The sequence below is a fragment of the Variovorax endophyticus genome, from assembly GCF_025376855.1.
GTDB lineage: Bacteria > Pseudomonadota > Gammaproteobacteria > Burkholderiales > Burkholderiaceae_C > Variovorax.
Genome location: NZ_JAHUTH010000011.1, coordinates 132988 through 149773, shown reverse-complemented (window position 1 = coordinate 149773; position 16786 = coordinate 132988). Strand labels below are relative to the sequence as shown.

Sequence of the window (16786 nt, the reverse complement as noted above, 5' to 3'; positions counted from 1 at the left end):
CCCGACCCTCAGGTCCGATCCGCCGCCCGCTCCGTCTCCTCGAGAAAGCGCAGCAGGCCCTCGATCTCCGTGGACTTGTCGAACACCGCATCGGCGCCCAGCAGCATCGCGCGCTCGCGCATGTCGGGCGTCGCGAAGTTCGAGAAGATCACCATGCGCTGGCGCGGCAGGCGGTCCTTGCAGCCCATGAGCACGCCGAAGCCGGTGCCGTGGCGCAGGAAGAGATCGACCACGGCCACATCCCATTGGCCGTCGGCATCGTGCAGCCAGGCCACGGCCTCGGCCTGGGTTTCGGCCGTGCCCACCATGTGCACGGGCGCGAGCTCTTCCAGTGTCGCGATCAGGCTGTCGCGGATCAGGGGGTTGTCCTCTACGAGGTAACCGTTCAGGCTCATGGTGTTTTCGCCATCGTGTGGACCCTTGGCCCTCAGAGCGCGAACGACCGGCGCAACCGCTCGCCCGCGAAGGCCTGCGCGTCCCGCGCCTTCTCGAGCACCGCCGCGGCGCCGAAGAACTCGTGCGCCACGCCTTCGTACTCCTTGCGCGCGATCTCCACGCCCGCGTCGATCAGCGCGCTCTCGAGCCGCGCGCCGTCGCTGCGCAGCGGATCGAGCCGAGCATTGACGATGGTGACGGGCGCCAGCCCGGCCAGCGGCGCATCGACCAGCGACAGCCGCGGGTCGTCGAGGTCCTGCTCGCTGCGCGTCACATGGGTGAAGAACCAGTCCATCATCGCGCGGTTGAGCGGCTTGGCGATCGCGTTCTCGAGGTAGGACTCGGTGTTGCGGCTGGTCTGCGTGACGGGATAGACCGACAGCACATGGCGTGGCGCGCTGAGGCCGGCATCGCGCGCGGCGATCGCGGTCGCCACCGCGAGATTGCCGCCAGCCGATTCGCCCGCGAGCGCGAGGCGCGAAGCATCGCCGCCGAGCGAGGCCGCATTCTCGATCAGCCAACGATAGGCCGCCAGCGCGTCGTCCCACGCGGCCGGAAACTTGTGCTCGGGCGCGAGCCGGTAGTCGACCGACAGCACCATCGCCTGCGCGGCCGCGGCGAGCCCGCGCGCGCCACCGTCGTACACCTGTCGGTTCGCGATCACCCAGCCGCCGCCATGGAAGTACAGGACGACGGGAAAGGGCCCCTGCCCCGCGGGCGTGTAGAGCGTGGCCGCCAGCGGGCCGGTGGCGCCATCGACCGTGAGTTCGCGCGTGGTCACGCCGGGCACCAGCGCCTCGGGCACGGCCGAACGGTTCTGCTGCTCGAGCACCTTCTTCACGGCATCGGCCGGCGTGGGCTGACGGCGCGCCTCCTGCGGCGTGAGCTTCTCGATCGCCTGGGGCTCCAGCGCGTCATGGGCCTTCGCCACCGCGATCTGGTCGTCGTCCGCGCGCAGCGCCGCCACGACGTTGGACACCGCATTGAGAAGAGGGTTGGGCTTCTTGTCGTCGCTCACCGGTTGCTCCTGGGGCTGAAGAGGGAAGAGGTTGAGCAACTTGTACGACGCAAGCACCCCGGGGGGCTTGTCGGACGTGGGCGCGCGAGGGCGTGAGGCTTCGAAACCCCTCGCCCCGCCGCGTGCCCCGCGTGGGTCGGATTCAGCGCGCCGGATCGGCGAGCCCGAGCAGGCCCAGCGCCTGCCGGTGCGTGCCCGATGCCGGGTCCGCGAGATCGGCCAGCACGCTCATGTGGTTGCGGTTCGCGGGCCGCTCGGCGCCCACCACCACGCGGCGGCCCCAGGCCTTGGCGATCAGCTCGGCCTGGCGATGAAACTCCTCGCTCTCGTCGCCGCCGACCACCGTCACCAGCGTGCCCTGCTTCGGCGCGGGCATCGCGGCCGGGCTCAGCCGCAGCGCCGAAGCCTCGGTCAGCCCGATGTCGGCCGCGAGGAAAGGCGCGTGCCGCAGGGGCTCGAGCTCGTAGACGCCCGAGATCGGCAGCGCCGCCTTGACGAGGTCGCGCGGCAGGTCGGACCCGACCCGTTGCCAGTCGCAGGCCAGCAGCATGGTGGCGAGATGGCCGCCGGCCGAATGGCCCGCGACGACGATGCGCGCGGGATCGCCGCCATGCGCAGCGATGTTGCGATGCACCCAGGCCAGCGCCCGCGCCATCTGCCGCGCGATGTGCTCGATGTCGACCGCGGGGCACAGCGCGTAGTTGAGCTGCACGAAGGTCGCGCCGGCATCGGCCAGCGGCGGCGCGAGGAAGGCATGGTCACGCTTGTCGAGCGCGCGCCAGTAGCCACCATGGATGTAGACGAAGACCGGCGCCTTCCCGGCACCCGATGCGGCCGGCAGGATGTCGAGCCGCTCGCTCTCGTCGTCGCCGTAGGCCAGATCGCGAATCCATTCGGGTCGCCGCAGCGCCTGCGCCGACGCATCGGCCCAGTACTTCAGGATCGACGGATGTTCGGGAATGCGCGCACGGTTGTTGTACTGCGCATCGAACCATTCGGGCGCCGGCGGCGGTGTCGACGCGGCCGCCGTCTCGGCCGCCGCGCGCTTCGCCGCCGACTCGCGCAGCGCCGCATCGACCAGCGCATCGGCCATCCACAGCGCGGTGCGCTCGACCTCGCGGTCCTCGAGGCCCCAGATGTCCTTGAGCACCACGTAGGGCTCGATGCCGTAGACGATCGAGAGGGCATGGTGCAAGCGGTCGCGCATGCGCGGGTTCAAGAGCGGCGACATCGGCTCGAGCGCATGCTCGAGGATGCGCACGCGATGGCCGCGCCGGTACGGTTCCTCGGCCAGCAGGCCCGCGCGCTCGAGGCCCCACTGCTCGAGCGAGAGCTGCGCCGCGGCGCGCATCGGTGCCTCGAATTCCTTGAAGCGCGGGAAGGTCTGGCAGAACAGCTCGTGCAGCCGCTCGCGGCCGTTCGGGTTGTCCGACGCCATCTGGCGCACCGGGCCCAGCGAGCTGTCGACCACCGCGGTGACGAGCGCGCTGCGGCTCGGGAAGTAGCGGTAGGCGGTCGCGCGCGACACGTTCGAATGCGCCGCCGCCTCGGCCACCGAGGGGATGTGGCCCTTCAATCGAATGATGTCCATCGCGGCCTGCAGCAGCTGGCGGAAGGTGGCGGCGCGAACGCCGCGTTCCGGCGCGCGCGGCGCCTCGCTCGGGGTGTGCTTGAGTCTTGCCATCGGGTTTGTACGGGGATGGGAAATGCGGAAGTCGTCTTGTGGAGATGGTGACACGGCTCGTATGATCCGCGCACCCAGATTTGAGACTCACGTCTCAAAAATGCCGAATGACTTCCGGAGCCACCGGGGCGATCGCAGCGCGACGACCCCGGGGCCATATGGAGACAAAGTCGATGCGCTTCGCAAGCTGGAGTTGGGGTGGCCGCAACCATGCGGGCACGATCTCGGCCGACGGCCGGGAAGCCACGCCGTTGGCGGTGGGCGACGCCTCGCGCGGCGTGCTGCCGCTGATCGAGGCGCTGGCACGCAACGAGCCGCTGCCGCAACCCTCGGGCACGCGGCTGCCGGTCGAGGTGATCACCCTGCGCGCCCCGCTGCCGCGCCCGCTGCGCGGCCTGTTCTGCGTCGGGCGCAACTACCGCGCGCATGCGGCCGAGCTCGCGGGCTCGGTATTTCGCAGCAGCATGCCCGAGAGCGATCCGTGGCCGATCGTGTTCGGCAAGCTCGGCGAATGCGTGATCGGTCCGCGCGATCCGGTGCGGCTGCCGCGGTCCTCGGTGTCGGTGCAGATCGACTACGAATCCGAACTCGCGGTGATCATCGGCCGCGGCGGGCGCGACATCCCGCGCTCGCAGGCGATGGAGCACGTGTTCGGCTACACCATCGTCAACGACGTCACGGCGCGCGACGTGCAGATGCGCCACCAGCAGTGGGACTTCGGCAAGAGCTTCGACACCTTCTGCCCGATGGGCCCGTGGATCGTGACGGCCGACGAGATGGACGGCCGCGCCACGCGCGTGCGCGGCTGGGTCAACGGCGCACTGCGCCAGGACGGCCTGACGCGCGACATGATCTTCGACATCCCGACGCTGATCGAGACCTGCTCGCGCGGCATCACGCTGCATCCGGGCGACGTGATCGCCACCGGCACGCCCTCGGGTGTGGGCATGGGCCTGAATCCGCCCCAATGGCTGGGCCGGGGCGACACGGTGCGCATCGAGATCGACGGCATCGGCGTGATCGAGAACCGCTTCGAGGCACTCGCATGAGCTTCCAGTTCATCGACCGCATCGCGGTGGAGGACGAGGGCGAAGGCCCGGTGGTCGTCTGCGTGCATGGCCTGGGCGGCAGCTCGAACACCTACACGCCGCTGATGCCCGCGCTGGCGCGCCATCGCGTGGTGCGCATCGACCTGCCGGGCAGCGGCCGTTCGCAGCGCGCCGAAGGGCCGCTCACGATCGAGCGCTATGTCCAGACCGTGCTCTCGGTCTGCGAACGCCTGGGCATCACGCGCGCTCACTGGGTCGGCCATTCGATGGGCACCATCGTCTGCCAGCACATCGCCGCGGCGCATCCCAAGTGCGTGGCGAGCCTCGCGCTGTTCGGCCCGCTGATCTCGCCGCCCGATGCCGCACGCACCGCGATGAAGGCCCGCGCAGACAAGGCACGCGGCGGCGCGGTGGGCATGCACGAGATCACGCAGGCGCTGCTGCAGGGCGCGATCTCGGCCGACACGCGCCAGCGGCTGCCGGTGGCGGTGGCCTTCGTGCGCGAGAGCCTGATGCGGCAGGAAGGCGAAGCCTATGCGCGCAGTTGCGAGGCCCTGGCCGGCGCGCAGCCCGCGGCGGTGGAGAACATCGAGGCCGCGGTGCTGCTGGTGACCGGCGACGAGGACGGCGTGGCGCCGCCGCAGGCCGTGCGCGCCATGGCCGACCGGCTGCACCGCGCCGCGAGCAAGCGCGTGGTGGTACTGCCGAAGTGCGGCCATTGGACACCCGTCGAGCGCCCCGACGAGTGCCAGCGCGAGTTGCGCGAATTCCTGGCGGCGCAGGCGAGGAGCTGACCGTGGCCGACGTGCTGTTCACCAACGTCCGCATCTTCGACGGCGGCGGCGAGGCGCCCTTCGCCGGCGACGTGCTGGTGCAGGGCAACCGCATCGCGCGCGTCGTGAAGACTTCGCACGGCGCGCGCTCCGCGCCCGTGCATGGCGCCCAGGTCATCGACGGCGCGGGCGCCTTCCTGATGCCCGGCATGGTCGAGGCCCACACGCATTTCTCGTGGAACGACCAGCCCAGCCTCGACGCGATCCAGCGCATGCCGCCCGAGGAGCACATCCTGTGGTGCGCCGAGGTCGCGAAGCGCTACCTCGACATGGGCTGGACCAGTTGCGTGGGTGCCGCCACCGCCAAGCCGCGGCTCGACGTGGTGATCCGCAACGCCATCAACGACGGCACCATCGTCGGTCCGCGCTACCTGGCCGCGAGCCAGGAGATCACCGTGCCCGGCGGGCTCGGCGACACCACGCAGCCGCACCTGCCGCAGCCCGAGTTCGCCTTCGGCGCGGTGGTCAGCGGCGCCGAGGAGATGCGCCGCTGCGTGCGCATGTTCGCCAAGTACGGCGTCGATTCGCTCAAGATCAATCTCTCGGGCGAGTCGATCACCGGCATGCCCAGCGAGATGAGCCAGTTCACCGAGGAGGAGATCCGCGTCTGCGTGGAGGAGGCCAAGGCCTGGGGCAAGCGCGTGGCCGCCCATGCGCGCTCCACCTGGTCGATCAAGCAGTGCGTGAAGCACGGCATCGAGGTGATCTACCACGCGAGCTTCACCGACAACGAGGCGCTCGACCTGCTCGAGGCGCACAAGATGGAGCACTTCATCGCGCCCGGCCTCGCGTGGCTGATCAACACCTGCCACCACGCGAGCCAGTGGGGCCTGACGAAGGAAGTCACCACGAAGATGGGCTACCACCGCGAGCTCGATGCCGCGGTGGAGAGCATGCGCGCGATGCGCAAGCGCGGCATCCGCATCCTGCCCGGCGGCGACTACGGCTTCGCCTGGACGCCGCACGGCACCAATGCCAAGGACCTCGAGTACTTCGTGAAGTACGTGGGCATGAGCCCCATGGAGGCGCTGCTGTCGGCCACCGCCTGGGGCGGTCCGATGATGCGCATGGGCAAGGTGCTGGGCTACATCCGCGAGGGCTACCTGGCCGACATCCTGCTCGTGGACGGCGATCCGCTGGCCGACATCACGGTGCTGCAGGACAAGTCGCGCATCCTGGCCGTCATGAAGGACGGCGAGTTCCACCGCGCGCCGCCGCTGCGCCAGGCGCAGGGCCTGCGCGTCGCCCCTCCCACCCGCTGGGCCGCCTAGGCCTTCCGCATCCCGACCGGAGCACCGCATGGCCGACGTCGTCTTCACCAACGTGCGCATCCTCGACGGCACGGGGCAGAACCCCTACAGCGGCAGCGTGCTGGTGCGCGGCAACCGCATCCGGCAGGTGGGCCGCAGCACCGCGCCGATCGCGCCCGGCGGCGCCACCGTGATCGACGGCGCGGGCGCCACGCTCATGCCCGGCATGTGCGAGGCCCACACGCACTTCTCGTGGAACGACGCCGCCACGCTCGCGGCGATCCAGACCATGCCGCTCGAGGAGCACGTGCTGTGGTGCGCCAAGGTCGCGAAGCGCTACCTCGAGGCCGGCTTCACCTCCTGCGTGGGCGCGGCCTGCGCCAAGCCGCGGCTCGACGTGGTGATCCGCAACGCGATCAACGCGGGCCAGATCCCCGGGCCGCGCTACCTCGCGGCGAGCCAGGAGATCACGGTGCTCGGCGGCCTCGGCGACGAGACGCTGCCGCACCTGCCCTTTCCCGAGTTCAGCTTCGGCGTGAACATCTCGGGCGCCGACGAGATGCGCAAGGCGGTGCGGCTGTTCCTCAAGTACGGCGTCGACTCGATCAAGCTCAACCTCTCGGGCGACAACTTCACGCCGCAGTCGCCCTCGGAAACGACCTGGATGCTCGACGAGGAGGTGGCCGCCGCGATGCGCGAGGTCAAGATCCGCGGCAAGCGCGGCGTGGCGCATGCGCGCTCGTCGGAGAGCGTGAAGCAGGCGCTGCGCCACGGCATCGACCTGATCTACCACGCGAGCTTCGTCGACGAGGAAGCGCTCGACATGCTCGAGGCCGCCAAGGACCGCGTCTTCGTCGCGCCCGGCATCGCCATCCTCTACGCCATGCTGCACGAGGCCGAGCCCTATGGCGTCACCTACCAGATGGCGGCCGACATGGGCTACCAGATCGAATGGGACGCGGCCTGCGTCTCGCTCGCCAAGATGCACAAGCGCGGCATCCGCGTGCTGCCCGGCGGCGACTACGGCTTCGCCTTCACGCCGCACACGCAGAACGCGCGCGACCTCGAGTTCTTCGTCAAGTACCTGGGCTTCACGCCGATGGAGGCGATCCGCTCGACCACGCTGTACGGCGGCCAGATCATGATGCGGCCCGACGACCTCGGCCTGGTCAAGGAAGGCTACCTCGCCGACCTGATGCTGGTCGACGGCGATCCGCTGGCCAACCTCTCGATCCTGCGCGATTCAAAGCGCATCCTGGCCGTGATGAAGGACGGCGAGTTCGCCAAGGCACCGGCGATCGCGTCCGAGCGCGGCTGGGACCGGGGCTGGGAGCGCGCGGCATGACGCGCGCCGCACTCACGCGCTGGGCCCTGTGGCTGGTGCTCGGCGTGCCGATCGCGGTGTTCGCGGTCTGGGCCGTGGCCGACAACGCCTCGCTGTTCTTCAAGACCCTGCTCAACGGGCTCACGCTGGCCTCGCTCTACTTCCTCGTGGCCAGCGGCTTCACGCTGGTGTTCGGGCTGATGCGCAACGTGAACCTCGCGCACGGCTCGCTCTACCTGTTCGGCGCCTACGTGGGCTGGTTCGTCGGCGAGCACACCGGCTCCTGGGTGCTCGCGGTGATCGCGGGCTTCCTCGCGGCCGCGGTGCTGGGCCTGCTGATGCAGCTGCTGGTGTTCCGCTACATGCAGGGCCAGGACCTGCGCCAGACGCTGGTGACCATCGGCCTGTCGATCGTGTTCGCCGACCTGATGCTGTGGATCTGGGGCGCCGAGATCTACACCTTCGATCCGCCCTCGTGGATCTACGGCTCGACCACGCTGCCGCTGGTCGAGAAATTCCCGACCTACCGGCTGGTGGTGCTGCTGGCCTCGGTGCTGATCGGCGTGGGCCTGTGGCTGCTGCTGGCGCGCACGCGCATCGGCATGATGATCCGCGCCGGCGTCGACGACCGCGGCATGCTGGCCGCCTCGGGCGTCAACGTGCAGCTGGTGTTCGCGCTGACCTTCGCCATCGGCGCCGGCCTCGCGGGCCTGGCCGGCGTGGTCGGCGGCACGGCCCTGTCGATCTCGCCGGGCGAGGACACGCGCTACCTGCTGGCCTCGCTGGTGGTGGTGATCGTCGGCGGCATGGGCAGCGTGGTCGGTGCCGCCATCGGCGCGCTGCTGATCGGGCTGGCCGAGCAGTTCGGGCTGGCCTATGCGCCGACCTACAGCGTGGTCTTCACCTTCGTGATCATGGTGGTCGCGCTGGCCTTCAAGCCGCGCGGGCTGATGGGGAAAGCCGCATGAGCGCGGCACAGTGGCGTCGTGCCATGAAGTCGGGCGGGTCGATGCCCGCGCAAGAGGCGCGCGTCACCGCGTTGCCGCGCGCGGTCGCATCGCCATCGCAACCCGCCGAGCCGCCGCCGGCCCATGGCGAGCTGCCGCGCTGGCTGGGCAGGCTGCTGCGCCCCGTGCGCTGGCGCCATCTGGTCGTGGCGCTGCTGGTGCTGGTCTATCCCTTCGTCGCCTCGCCCTTCTTCACCTTCCAGATCGGCGCCCAGTCGCTCGCGCTCGGCCTGATCGCGCTGTCGCTGACCTTCCTCGGCGGCTATGGCGGCATGGTCTCGCTCGCGCAGATGACGGTGGCGGGCTTCGCGGCCTACGTGGTCGCGATCGTCGGCAGCAGCAGCAACACGGCGATCAGCCTGGGCTGGCCCTGGTGGCTCGCGGTGATCGTCGCGCTGGCGCTGGCCACGCTGTTCTCGGCCGCGGTGGGCTGGCTCTCGGTGCGCACCGAGGGCATCTACACCATCATGATCACGCTGGCCGTGGGCGTGGCCTTCTTCTACCTCGCGCAGCAGAACTACACGCTGTTCAACGGCTTCCAGGGTTTCAGCAAGCTGGCCGCGCCCACCGTGTTCGGGCTCGACCTGCGCGAGCCCGTGCCCTTCTACCTGCTCACGCTGGGCTGCTCGGCGGCGGGCTACTTCTTCATCAAGCACCTGATCCGCGCGCCCTTCGGCGTGGCGCTGCAGGGCATCCGCGATAACCCGCGCCGCATGCAGGCGCTGGGCTTCGACGTCACGGCGCACCGGGTCGCGGCCTATGCGGTGTCGGGCTTCCTGGCCGCGGTCGGCGGCGTGCTGCTGGTCTGGTACAACGGCCGCATCTCGCCCGGCACGCTCGGCATCGGCGCGATGATCAACATCCTCATCATCGCCGTGCTCGGCGGCATGAAGCACCCCATCGGTGCCTTCATCGGCGCGATCGTCTTCGTGCTGCTGCAGAACTTCGCCATCGACCTGGTCGACCGCGAACGCTTCAATCTCGTGATCGGCGGGGTCTTCCTCGCGATCGTCCTCTTTTCCCCCGACGGACTGCTGGGCCTGTGGCATCGCTTGCGCACGCGCCTGGGCGCACCTTTCCCCACCCGTGGCTCAGGCCGCATTCACCAGTGACAACAAGGAGCGAGACATGAAGAGAGTCGAGAAGGCGTTCGGACGCGGCATCGTCGCCGCCGCTGCAATGTTGGCGATGGCCGGGGCCGCGGGCCTCGCGCAGGCGCAGGAAACCCTCAAGATCGGCCTGCTGGCCTCGCTCGAGGGACCGTTCGCGGCGCCGGGCCAGGACGGCATGCGCGGTGCCGACCTTGCGCTGAAGGAAAAGAAAGGCATGGCCGGCGGCAAGAAGATCGAGTTCGTGAAGGTCTCGTCGGACGCCACGCCCGACAAGGCCGTGAACTCGACGCGCAAGGCGGTCGAGCAGGACAAGGTGCAGATCATGATCGGCCCGCTGTCGGGCGACGAGGGCATCGCGGTCAAGAACTACGCGAAGACGCAACCCAACGTCACCTTCATCAACGGCTCGGCCGGCGCGCAGGCCGCGACGCTGCAGGACCCGGCGCCCAACTTCTACCGCTTCAACACCGAGGGTGCGCAGTGGATGGTGGGCCTGGGCGAGCATGCGCTGTCCAAGGGCTACAAGCGCACCTTCCTGATCGCCGAGGACTACGGCTTCCCCTACTCGCAGGTGCAGGGCTTCATGGCCAGCTACTGCGCCAAGGGCGGCAAGGTGGTCGACAAGGCCTGGGTGCCGCTGGGCACCAAGGACTACGCCTCGGTGATCGCGAAGATCCCGAAGAACGTCGATGCGCTGCTGGTGGTGCTCGGCGGCTCCGACGCGGTGAACTTCCTGACCCAGTACGAGCAGGCCGGCGGCGACAAGCCGATGATCGGCGGCTCGATCACGGTCGACCAGACGGTGCTGAACTTCAAGGGCAAGCGCCGCGAATCGCTGCTGGGCACGGCCTCGGCCGGCCCGATGGCCGACTCGATCGACACGCCCGAGTGGAAGAAGTTCGTGGCCGACTACAAGGCCAGCTTCAAGGACGGCTTCCCGAGCCCGTCGCTGTTCGCCTACCTCTACTACATCAACACCAAGGCCACGCTCGATGCGCTCGACGCGGTCAAGGGCGACCTGTCGAACAACCAGAAGGCCTACCGCGAGGCGCTGCAGAAGACCAACTTCAAGGGCCCGGCCGGCGACGTGAAGATCGATGCAAACCGCAACGGCGTGGGCACGACCTACATCACCGAGGTGAGCAAGGCGCCCGACGGCTCGTTCTACAACAAGGTCGTGAAGTCGGTGCCGAACATCTCGCAGACGCTGGGGCTGTCGGAGGCCGAGTTCAAGAAGATGGGGATGGGCACGCGCGACGTGCCGGATTGCCGCACGTGATTCACACCGGTGGTCTTTCTCCCTCCCCCGCTGGGGGAGGGCCGGGGTGGGGGCACGACGGCCTGCGCGACCGCGCGGCGTTTGTCGGGCACCGCCCCCATCCCGGCCTTCCCCCAGAGGGGGAAGGAGCAAGACATCGCCCCACACGGAGCTGAGATGGCCACGATCACCACGCTGCGACCGCCCGCTTCGCGCACGCCCCAACCCGCGCGCGGCGGGAGCACGCAGCTCCTGTCGGGCGATGCGCTGCGCCTGGACGGCGTGACGCGCGCCTTCGGTGCGCTGCGCGCGGTCGACGGCGTCTCGCTCGCGGTCACGGCGGGGCAGAAGTACGCCATCCTCGGATCGAACGGCGCCGGCAAGACCACGCTGTTCAACGCCATCACGGGCGACTTCCCGCCGACCGCGGGACGCATCCATTTCTTCGGCGAGGACATCACCGACCTGCCGCCGCAGGACCGCATCCGCAAGGGCCTGCGGCGCACCTACCAGTCCTCGCTGCTGTTTCGCGACCTCTCGGTGCGCGACAACCTGTTCCTCGCGGTGCGCGGCGTGGCCAGCGGCCGCTTCAGCTTCCGCCGGCCCGGCGCCGGCCATGCCAGCACGCGCGCGACCGAGGACCTGCTCGAACGCGCGCGCCTCGCGCACATCGCCGACGAGAAGGTCGCCAACCTCGCGCACGGCCAGCAGCGCCAGCTCGAGATCGGCATGGCGCTGGCCGGCGCGCCGCGGCTGATCCTGTTCGACGAGCCCGCGGCCGGCCTCTCGCCGGCCGAGCGGCGCGAGCTGGTGGCGCTTCTGACCTCGCTGCCCGCGCACATGAGCTTCGTGCTGATCGAGCACGACCTGGACATCGCGCTGCGCGTGGTCGACCGCGTGACGGTGATGCACAACGGCCGCGTGTTGCGCACCGGCAGCCCGGCCGAGATCGAGGGCGATGCGCAGGTGCAGGCGATCTACATGGGGAGCAAGCACTGATGGCCTGGTTCGGCGGCGGCGATCGCGACACGGCAGCCGGCCGGTCCACCGCGCTGGTGGTCGAGGGCCTCGACGTCTACTACGGCCGTGCCCATGCGCTGCAGGGCGTGAGCCTGTCGATCGAGCGCGGCGTGCTCGGCATCGTCGGACGCAACGGCATGGGCAAGACCACGCTGTGCAACGCGCTCACCGGCCTGGTGCCGGCGCGCGGCAGCGTGCGCTTCGGCGGCGAGGAGATCCTGGGCCTGGCGCCCAACGAGATCACGCGCCGCGGCATCGCCTACGTGCCGCAGGGCCGGCGCGTGTGGCCCTCGCTCTCGGTCGACGAGACGCTGCGGCTGGTGGCGAGCCGCCGGCGCGAGGTCGACCGCGTCTATGCGATGTTCCCGCGGCTGGCCGAGCGGCGCGGCAACGGCGGCGCCCAGCTCTCGGGCGGCGAGCAGCAGATGCTCGCGATCGGCCGCGCGCTGCTGCTGAACCCCAAGCTGCTGGTGATGGACGAGCCGACCGAGGGCCTGGCGCCGGTCATCGTCGACCAGGTGGCGCAGGCGCTGCGCGATCTCGCGGCCGAGGGCCGCATCGCGGTGCTGCTGATCGAGCAGAACCTCGGCGTGGCGATCTCGGTGGCCGACCGCATCGGCCTGATGGTCAACGGCCGCATCGCGCGCGAGATGCCGGCGGCCGAGCTCGCAGCCGACCGCGAGCTGCAGGAGAAGCTTTTGGGCGTGCGCTCGGGCGGCCATGGCGACGAGGCCGAGCCGGAGCAGCCGGCGCCGCGCGCGGGCGGGGACGACGGCCGCGACAACGCGCCGCGCGTCTACACCGTGCGCCGCGCCCATGGCGACGGCGCGCCCTCGCTCGACGACCTCGCGCCGGCCAGCGTGCGCGGCTTCACGCGCTGGAACGCCGGCGGCACGGCCGCGCCCGCGGCCGACATCCCGCGCCTGATCGCACCGCCCGAGCCCGCGCCCGAAGCGGCGCAGCCCGCGGCCGCCTCGGGCCAGGTGTTCGACTTCCCGGTGGCCGCGAGCAGCGTGCGCGCGGCCTACGTGGCCGGCACCTTCGATACCAAGAGCCGCGAGCTGTTCTTCCTGCGCCAGTGCATCGAGCGGCTGGGCCTGCGCGTGGTCACGGTCGACCTCTCGACCTCGGGCAAGCCCTCGCCCGCGAGCGTGCATCCGCGCGAGGTGGCGCGCCACCATCCCAAGGGCGAGTCGGCGGTGTTCAGCGGCGACCGCGGCAGCGCCACCGCCGCCATGGGCCTGGCCTTCGAGGCCTTCCTGCGCACGCGGCGCGACCTCGGCGGCCTGATCTCGGCCGGCGGCTCGGGCGGCACCTCGATGGCCACGCAGGGCATGCGCGCGCTGCCGATCGGCGTGCCCAAGCTCATGGTCTCGACCATGGCCAGCGGCGACACGCGGCCCTACGTGGGCCCGAGCGACATCTGCATGATGTATTCGGTCACCGACGTGCAGGGCATCAACCGCATCAGCGAGAGCGTGCTGTCGAACGCGGCCAACGCACTGGCCGGCATGGTGGCGCATCCGGCTTCCGTGTCGGCCGTGACCCGGCCCGCCATCGGCCTCACGATGTTCGGCGTGACCACGCCCTGCGTGCAGGCCGTGACGCGGCGGCTCGAGGACGACTGGGACTGCCTGGTGTTCCATGCCACCGGCGTGGGCGGCCAGTCGATGGAGAAGCTCGCGGACTCGGGCCTGCTCGCGGGTGCGATCGACGTGTCGACCACCGAGGTGGCCGACGAGATCGCGGGCGGCGTGCTGTCGGCCGGGCCCGACCGGCTCGACGTGTTCGCGCGCCACGCACTGCCCTACGTGGGCTCGTGCGGCGCGCTCGACATGGTCAACTTCGGCGCCTGGGAGACCGTGCCCGAGCGCTTCCGGGCGCGCAATCTCTACCGCCACAACACCACGGTGACGCTGATGCGCACCACGGCCGACGAATGCCGCGCCATCGGCGAGTTCATCGCCGCCAAGCTCAATGCCATGCGCGGGCCGGTGCGATTCCTCATTCCCGAAGGCGGCGTCTCCGCCATCGACCGGCCGGGCCAGCCCTTCCACGACCCCGAGGCCGACCGCGCGCTGTTCGCCGCGCTCGAGGCCGGCTTCAGGCCCGGACCCAACCGTCAGCTCAAGCGGCTGCCACTGCACATCAACGACGAAGCCTTCGCCGATGCGCTGGTCGAGGCCTGGCGCGAGGTCTCGCGGGCCGCGCCCGGCGCGCGCCGCGCATGAGCGAAGAACAACCCAGGAGGAGCCCCCATGACCCGCATCTCACGCACCGCGCTGCTGGAGCGCTTCCGCACCAAGATCGCCTCGGGCCGGCCGCTGATCGGCGGCGGCGCCGGCACCGGCCTGTCGGCCAAGTGCGAGGAAGCCGGCGGCATCGACCTGATCGTGATCTACAACTCGGGCCGCTACCGCATGGCCGGGCGCGGCTCGCTCGCGGGGCTGATGGCCTACGGCAATGCCAACGAGATCGTCTGCGAGATGGCGCGCGAGGTGCTGCCGGTGGTGAAGCACACGCCGGTGCTCGCGGGCGTGAACGGCACCGACCCGTTCATGATCCCCGACGAGTTCCTGCACCGGCTGATCGCGCTGGGCTTCTCGGGCATCCAGAACTTCCCGACCGTGGGCCTGATCGACGGCACCTTCCGCGCCAACCTCGAGGAGACCGGCATGGGCTACGGCCTCGAGGTCGAACTCGTGGCGCGTGCGCGCGCCCTCGACCTGCTGACCACGCCCTATGTCTTCGGCGAGGCCGATGCGCGCGCCATGGCCGGCGCGGGCGCCGACATCGTCGTGTGCCACCTGGGCCTGACCACCGGCGGCGCGATCGGCGCCGAGACGTCGCTGAAGCTCGACGACTGCGTGCCGCTGATCAACCGCTGGGCCGCGGCCGCGCAGGAAGTGAACCCCGGGGTGATCGTGCTCTTTCACGGCGGCCCCATCGCCACGCCGGAGGATGCGCAGTACGTGCTCGCGCGCTGCCCCGCCTGCGACGGCTTCTATGGCGCCAGCTCGATGGAGCGCCTGCCCGCGGAGGTGGCGCTGACCGAGACCACGCGCCGCTTCGTTCAGATCACGCGATAAACCAGGAGACGACATCCATGTCAGGTTCTCAATTCGGAAGTTTCATCCTCGGGCTGCTGGTGGTGGCGATCGCGGTCGCGATCGTCGTCTGGCTGCTGCACTGGCTCTACCTGCGCAGCTCCAAGGAACGCGCCTTCGTGCGCACCGGCCTGGGTGGCCAGAAGGTGGTGCTCGACGGCGGCGCCTTCGTGCTGCCGATCGTGCACGACGTGATCCCGGTCAACATGAACACGCTGCGGCTGGAGGTCAGCCGCGGGCGCGACAAGGCGCTGATCACCAAGGACCGCATGCGCGTCGATGTGATCGCCGAGTTCTACGTGCGCGTGGCGGCGAAGGCCGAGTCGGTGGCGGTGGCCGCGCAGACGCTGGGCCTGCGCACCATGGAGCCCGAGCAGCTCAAGGAACTGGTCGAGGGCAAGTTCGTCGACGCGCTGCGCACCGCCGCGGCCGAGATGACGATGGAGGAACTGCACGAGAAGCGCGGCGCCTACGTCAAGCGGGTGCGCGAGGCGGTGGCCGAGGACCTGACCAACAACGGCCTGGAGCTCGAGGCCGCCTCGCTCACGCAGCTCGACCAGACCGGCATGGAGTTCTTCAATCCCAGCAATGCCTTCGACGCGGAGGGCCTGACGCGGCTGACCGAGCAGATCGAGCGCCGCAAGAAGCAGCGCAACGACGTCGAGCAGGACACGCTGATCGCGATCCGCAACAAGAACCTCGAGGCCGAGAAGCTGTCGCTGGAGATTGATCGCGAGAGCGAGCATGCGCGGCTGACGCAGCAGCGCGAGGTCGAGATGGCGCGCTCGCGCCAGCGCGCCGAGGTGGCGATCGAGCGCGCGCAGCGCGAGCAGCATGCCGAGAGCGCGCAGATCGCGGCGCGCCAGAGCATCGATGCCGCGCGCATCCGCTCGGAGCAGACCATCGAGGAGGAGCGCATCGGCAAGGAGCGCGCGATCCAGAGCGCCGAGCTCGAGCGCCGCACCTCGCTCGAGCTGGCCGAGCAGCAGCGCTCGATCGCCGTGGCGCGCGAGAGCAAGGCGCAGAGCGAGGCCCAGGCTGAGGCCGAGGCCGCGCGCGCCCAGGCGGTGACGGCCGAGGAGAAGGTGTTCACGGCGCGCGAGGTCGAAAGCGCCGAGCGCAAGAAGACCATCGAGCTGATCGCGGCCGCGCTGGTCGCCGAGCGCGAGGCGCTGCGGCTGACCTCCGCGGCCCAGGCCGAGCACGACGCGAGCGCGCACCGCGGCGCCGCGCTACGCGCCCAGGCCGAGGCCGATGCCGACGCCGAGAAGATCCGCGCCGATGCCACGCGCGTGCGCGCCGAGATCGAGGCCGAGGCCGCGCGCTGGATGAACGAGGCGCACAACATGCTCACGCCCGAGGCGCGCCTGTCGGCCCTGCGCATGCGGCTGGTGGAGAAAGCCGAGGGCATCATCCGCGAGTCGGTGCGGCCGATGGAGCGCATCGAGGGCATCAAGATCCTGCAGGTCGACGGCTTCGGCGGTTCCTCGGGCGGCGCGCGCAATGCCGAGGGCGGCGGCAACTTCGCCGACGGGCTGGTGAACTCGGCGCTGCGCTTCCGGGCCCAGGCGCCGCTGGTCGACCAGCTGCTGCGCGAAATCGGCATCGAGGGCGGCGACATTCAGAAGCTGGTCAACGAAAGCAGCGGCGCGCGTGCCGCGTTGGGCGCCGGCACGCCCAAGGAATAAG

At 70.3% G+C, this 16786-nt stretch carries 14 protein-coding genes and 1 pseudogene; 12 read left to right on the top strand and 3 right to left on the bottom strand.

The features are described from left to right. Nucleotides 1-8 precede the first annotated feature (8 nt). The 3 genes from KV106_RS16750 to KV106_RS16740 form a co-directional block, all read right to left on the bottom strand. Entirely contained in the window at nt 9-395 is a 387-nt protein-coding gene (locus KV106_RS16750) for a response regulator (protein WP_057592693.1), read from the bottom strand. Nucleotides 396-427: 32 nt separating this feature from the next. Next, a complete protein-coding gene (locus KV106_RS16745; RefSeq protein ID WP_057592692.1) occupies nt 428-1453 on the bottom strand; it encodes an alpha/beta hydrolase in 1026 nt (341 codons plus the stop codon). A gap of 142 nt (nt 1454-1595) precedes the next feature. Then, nucleotides 1596-3137: an alpha/beta hydrolase fold domain-containing protein gene (locus KV106_RS16740; protein WP_261211175.1), complete on the bottom strand. Its 1542-nt coding sequence runs from the start codon at nt 3135-3137 to the stop codon at nt 1596-1598. A 173-nt stretch (nt 3138-3310) separates the two neighbouring features. Here KV106_RS16740 and KV106_RS16735 point away from each other — a divergent pair, with 173 nt between their 5' ends. The 12 genes and pseudogenes from KV106_RS16735 (at nt 3311) to KV106_RS16680 (ending at nt 16785) form a co-directional block, all read left to right on the top strand. Then, complete coding sequence (locus tag KV106_RS16735; RefSeq protein WP_261211174.1) at nt 3311-4186, top strand: fumarylacetoacetate hydrolase family protein; 876 nt, start codon at nt 3311-3313, stop codon at nt 4184-4186. Next, complete coding sequence (locus tag KV106_RS16730; RefSeq protein ID WP_261211173.1) at nt 4183-4980, top strand: alpha/beta fold hydrolase; 798 nt, start codon at nt 4183-4185, stop codon at nt 4978-4980. The genes KV106_RS16735 and KV106_RS16730 overlap by 4 nt, the downstream gene beginning before the upstream one ends. 2 nt (nt 4981-4982) lie before the next feature. Further along, nucleotides 4983-6290 carry a metal-dependent hydrolase family protein gene (locus KV106_RS16725; protein WP_261211172.1) on the top strand — a complete coding sequence of 436 codons (1308 nt, stop codon included), beginning with the start codon at nt 4983-4985 and terminating at the stop codon, nt 6288-6290. A 28-nt stretch (nt 6291-6318) separates the two neighbouring features. Continuing rightward, nucleotides 6319-7614, top strand: coding sequence for a metal-dependent hydrolase family protein (locus KV106_RS16720; RefSeq protein WP_261211171.1), 1296 nt, complete (start codon nt 6319-6321; stop codon nt 7612-7614). Further along, nucleotides 7611-8561 carry a branched-chain amino acid ABC transporter permease gene (locus KV106_RS16715; protein WP_261211170.1) on the top strand — a complete coding sequence of 317 codons (951 nt, stop codon included), beginning with the start codon at nt 7611-7613 and terminating at the stop codon, nt 8559-8561. Before KV106_RS16720 ends, KV106_RS16715 begins: the two co-directional genes overlap by 4 nt. Beyond that, nucleotides 8558-9712: a branched-chain amino acid ABC transporter permease gene (locus KV106_RS16710; protein ID WP_261211169.1), complete on the top strand. Its 1155-nt coding sequence runs from the start codon at nt 8558-8560 to the stop codon at nt 9710-9712. Before KV106_RS16715 ends, KV106_RS16710 begins: the two co-directional genes overlap by 4 nt. A gap of 16 nt (nt 9713-9728) precedes the next feature. After that, nucleotides 9729-10991 (top strand): ABC transporter substrate-binding protein, encoded by a 1263-nt coding sequence (locus tag KV106_RS16705; protein ID WP_261211168.1) that lies wholly within the window; start codon nt 9729-9731, stop codon nt 10989-10991. 156 nt (nt 10992-11147) lie between these two features. Next, the gene (locus KV106_RS16700) at nt 11148-11969 is read left to right on the top strand and encodes an ABC transporter ATP-binding protein (RefSeq protein ID WP_261211167.1); all 822 of its coding nucleotides are present in this window, start codon (nt 11148-11150) and stop codon (nt 11967-11969) included. After that, nucleotides 11969-12466, top strand: a pseudogene (locus KV106_RS16695) (ABC transporter ATP-binding protein); the annotation flags it as partial. The gene KV106_RS16700 and the pseudogene KV106_RS16695, both read left to right, overlap by 1 nt. 537 nt (nt 12467-13003) lie before the next feature. Next, nucleotides 13004-14221 carry a Tm-1-like ATP-binding domain-containing protein gene (locus KV106_RS16690; protein WP_261211255.1) on the top strand — a complete coding sequence of 406 codons (1218 nt, stop codon included), beginning with the start codon at nt 13004-13006 and terminating at the stop codon, nt 14219-14221. A gap of 27 nt (nt 14222-14248) precedes the next feature. Next, nucleotides 14249-15079 carry a phosphoenolpyruvate hydrolase family protein gene (locus tag KV106_RS16685; RefSeq protein WP_261211165.1) on the top strand — a complete coding sequence of 277 codons (831 nt, stop codon included), beginning with the start codon at nt 14249-14251 and terminating at the stop codon, nt 15077-15079. A 17-nt stretch (nt 15080-15096) separates the two neighbouring features. Beyond that, on the top strand, nt 15097-16785 hold the full coding sequence (locus KV106_RS16680) for a flotillin family protein (protein ID WP_261211164.1): 1689 nt from the start codon (nt 15097-15099) through the stop codon (nt 16783-16785). Nucleotide 16786: the final 1 nt, after the last annotated feature.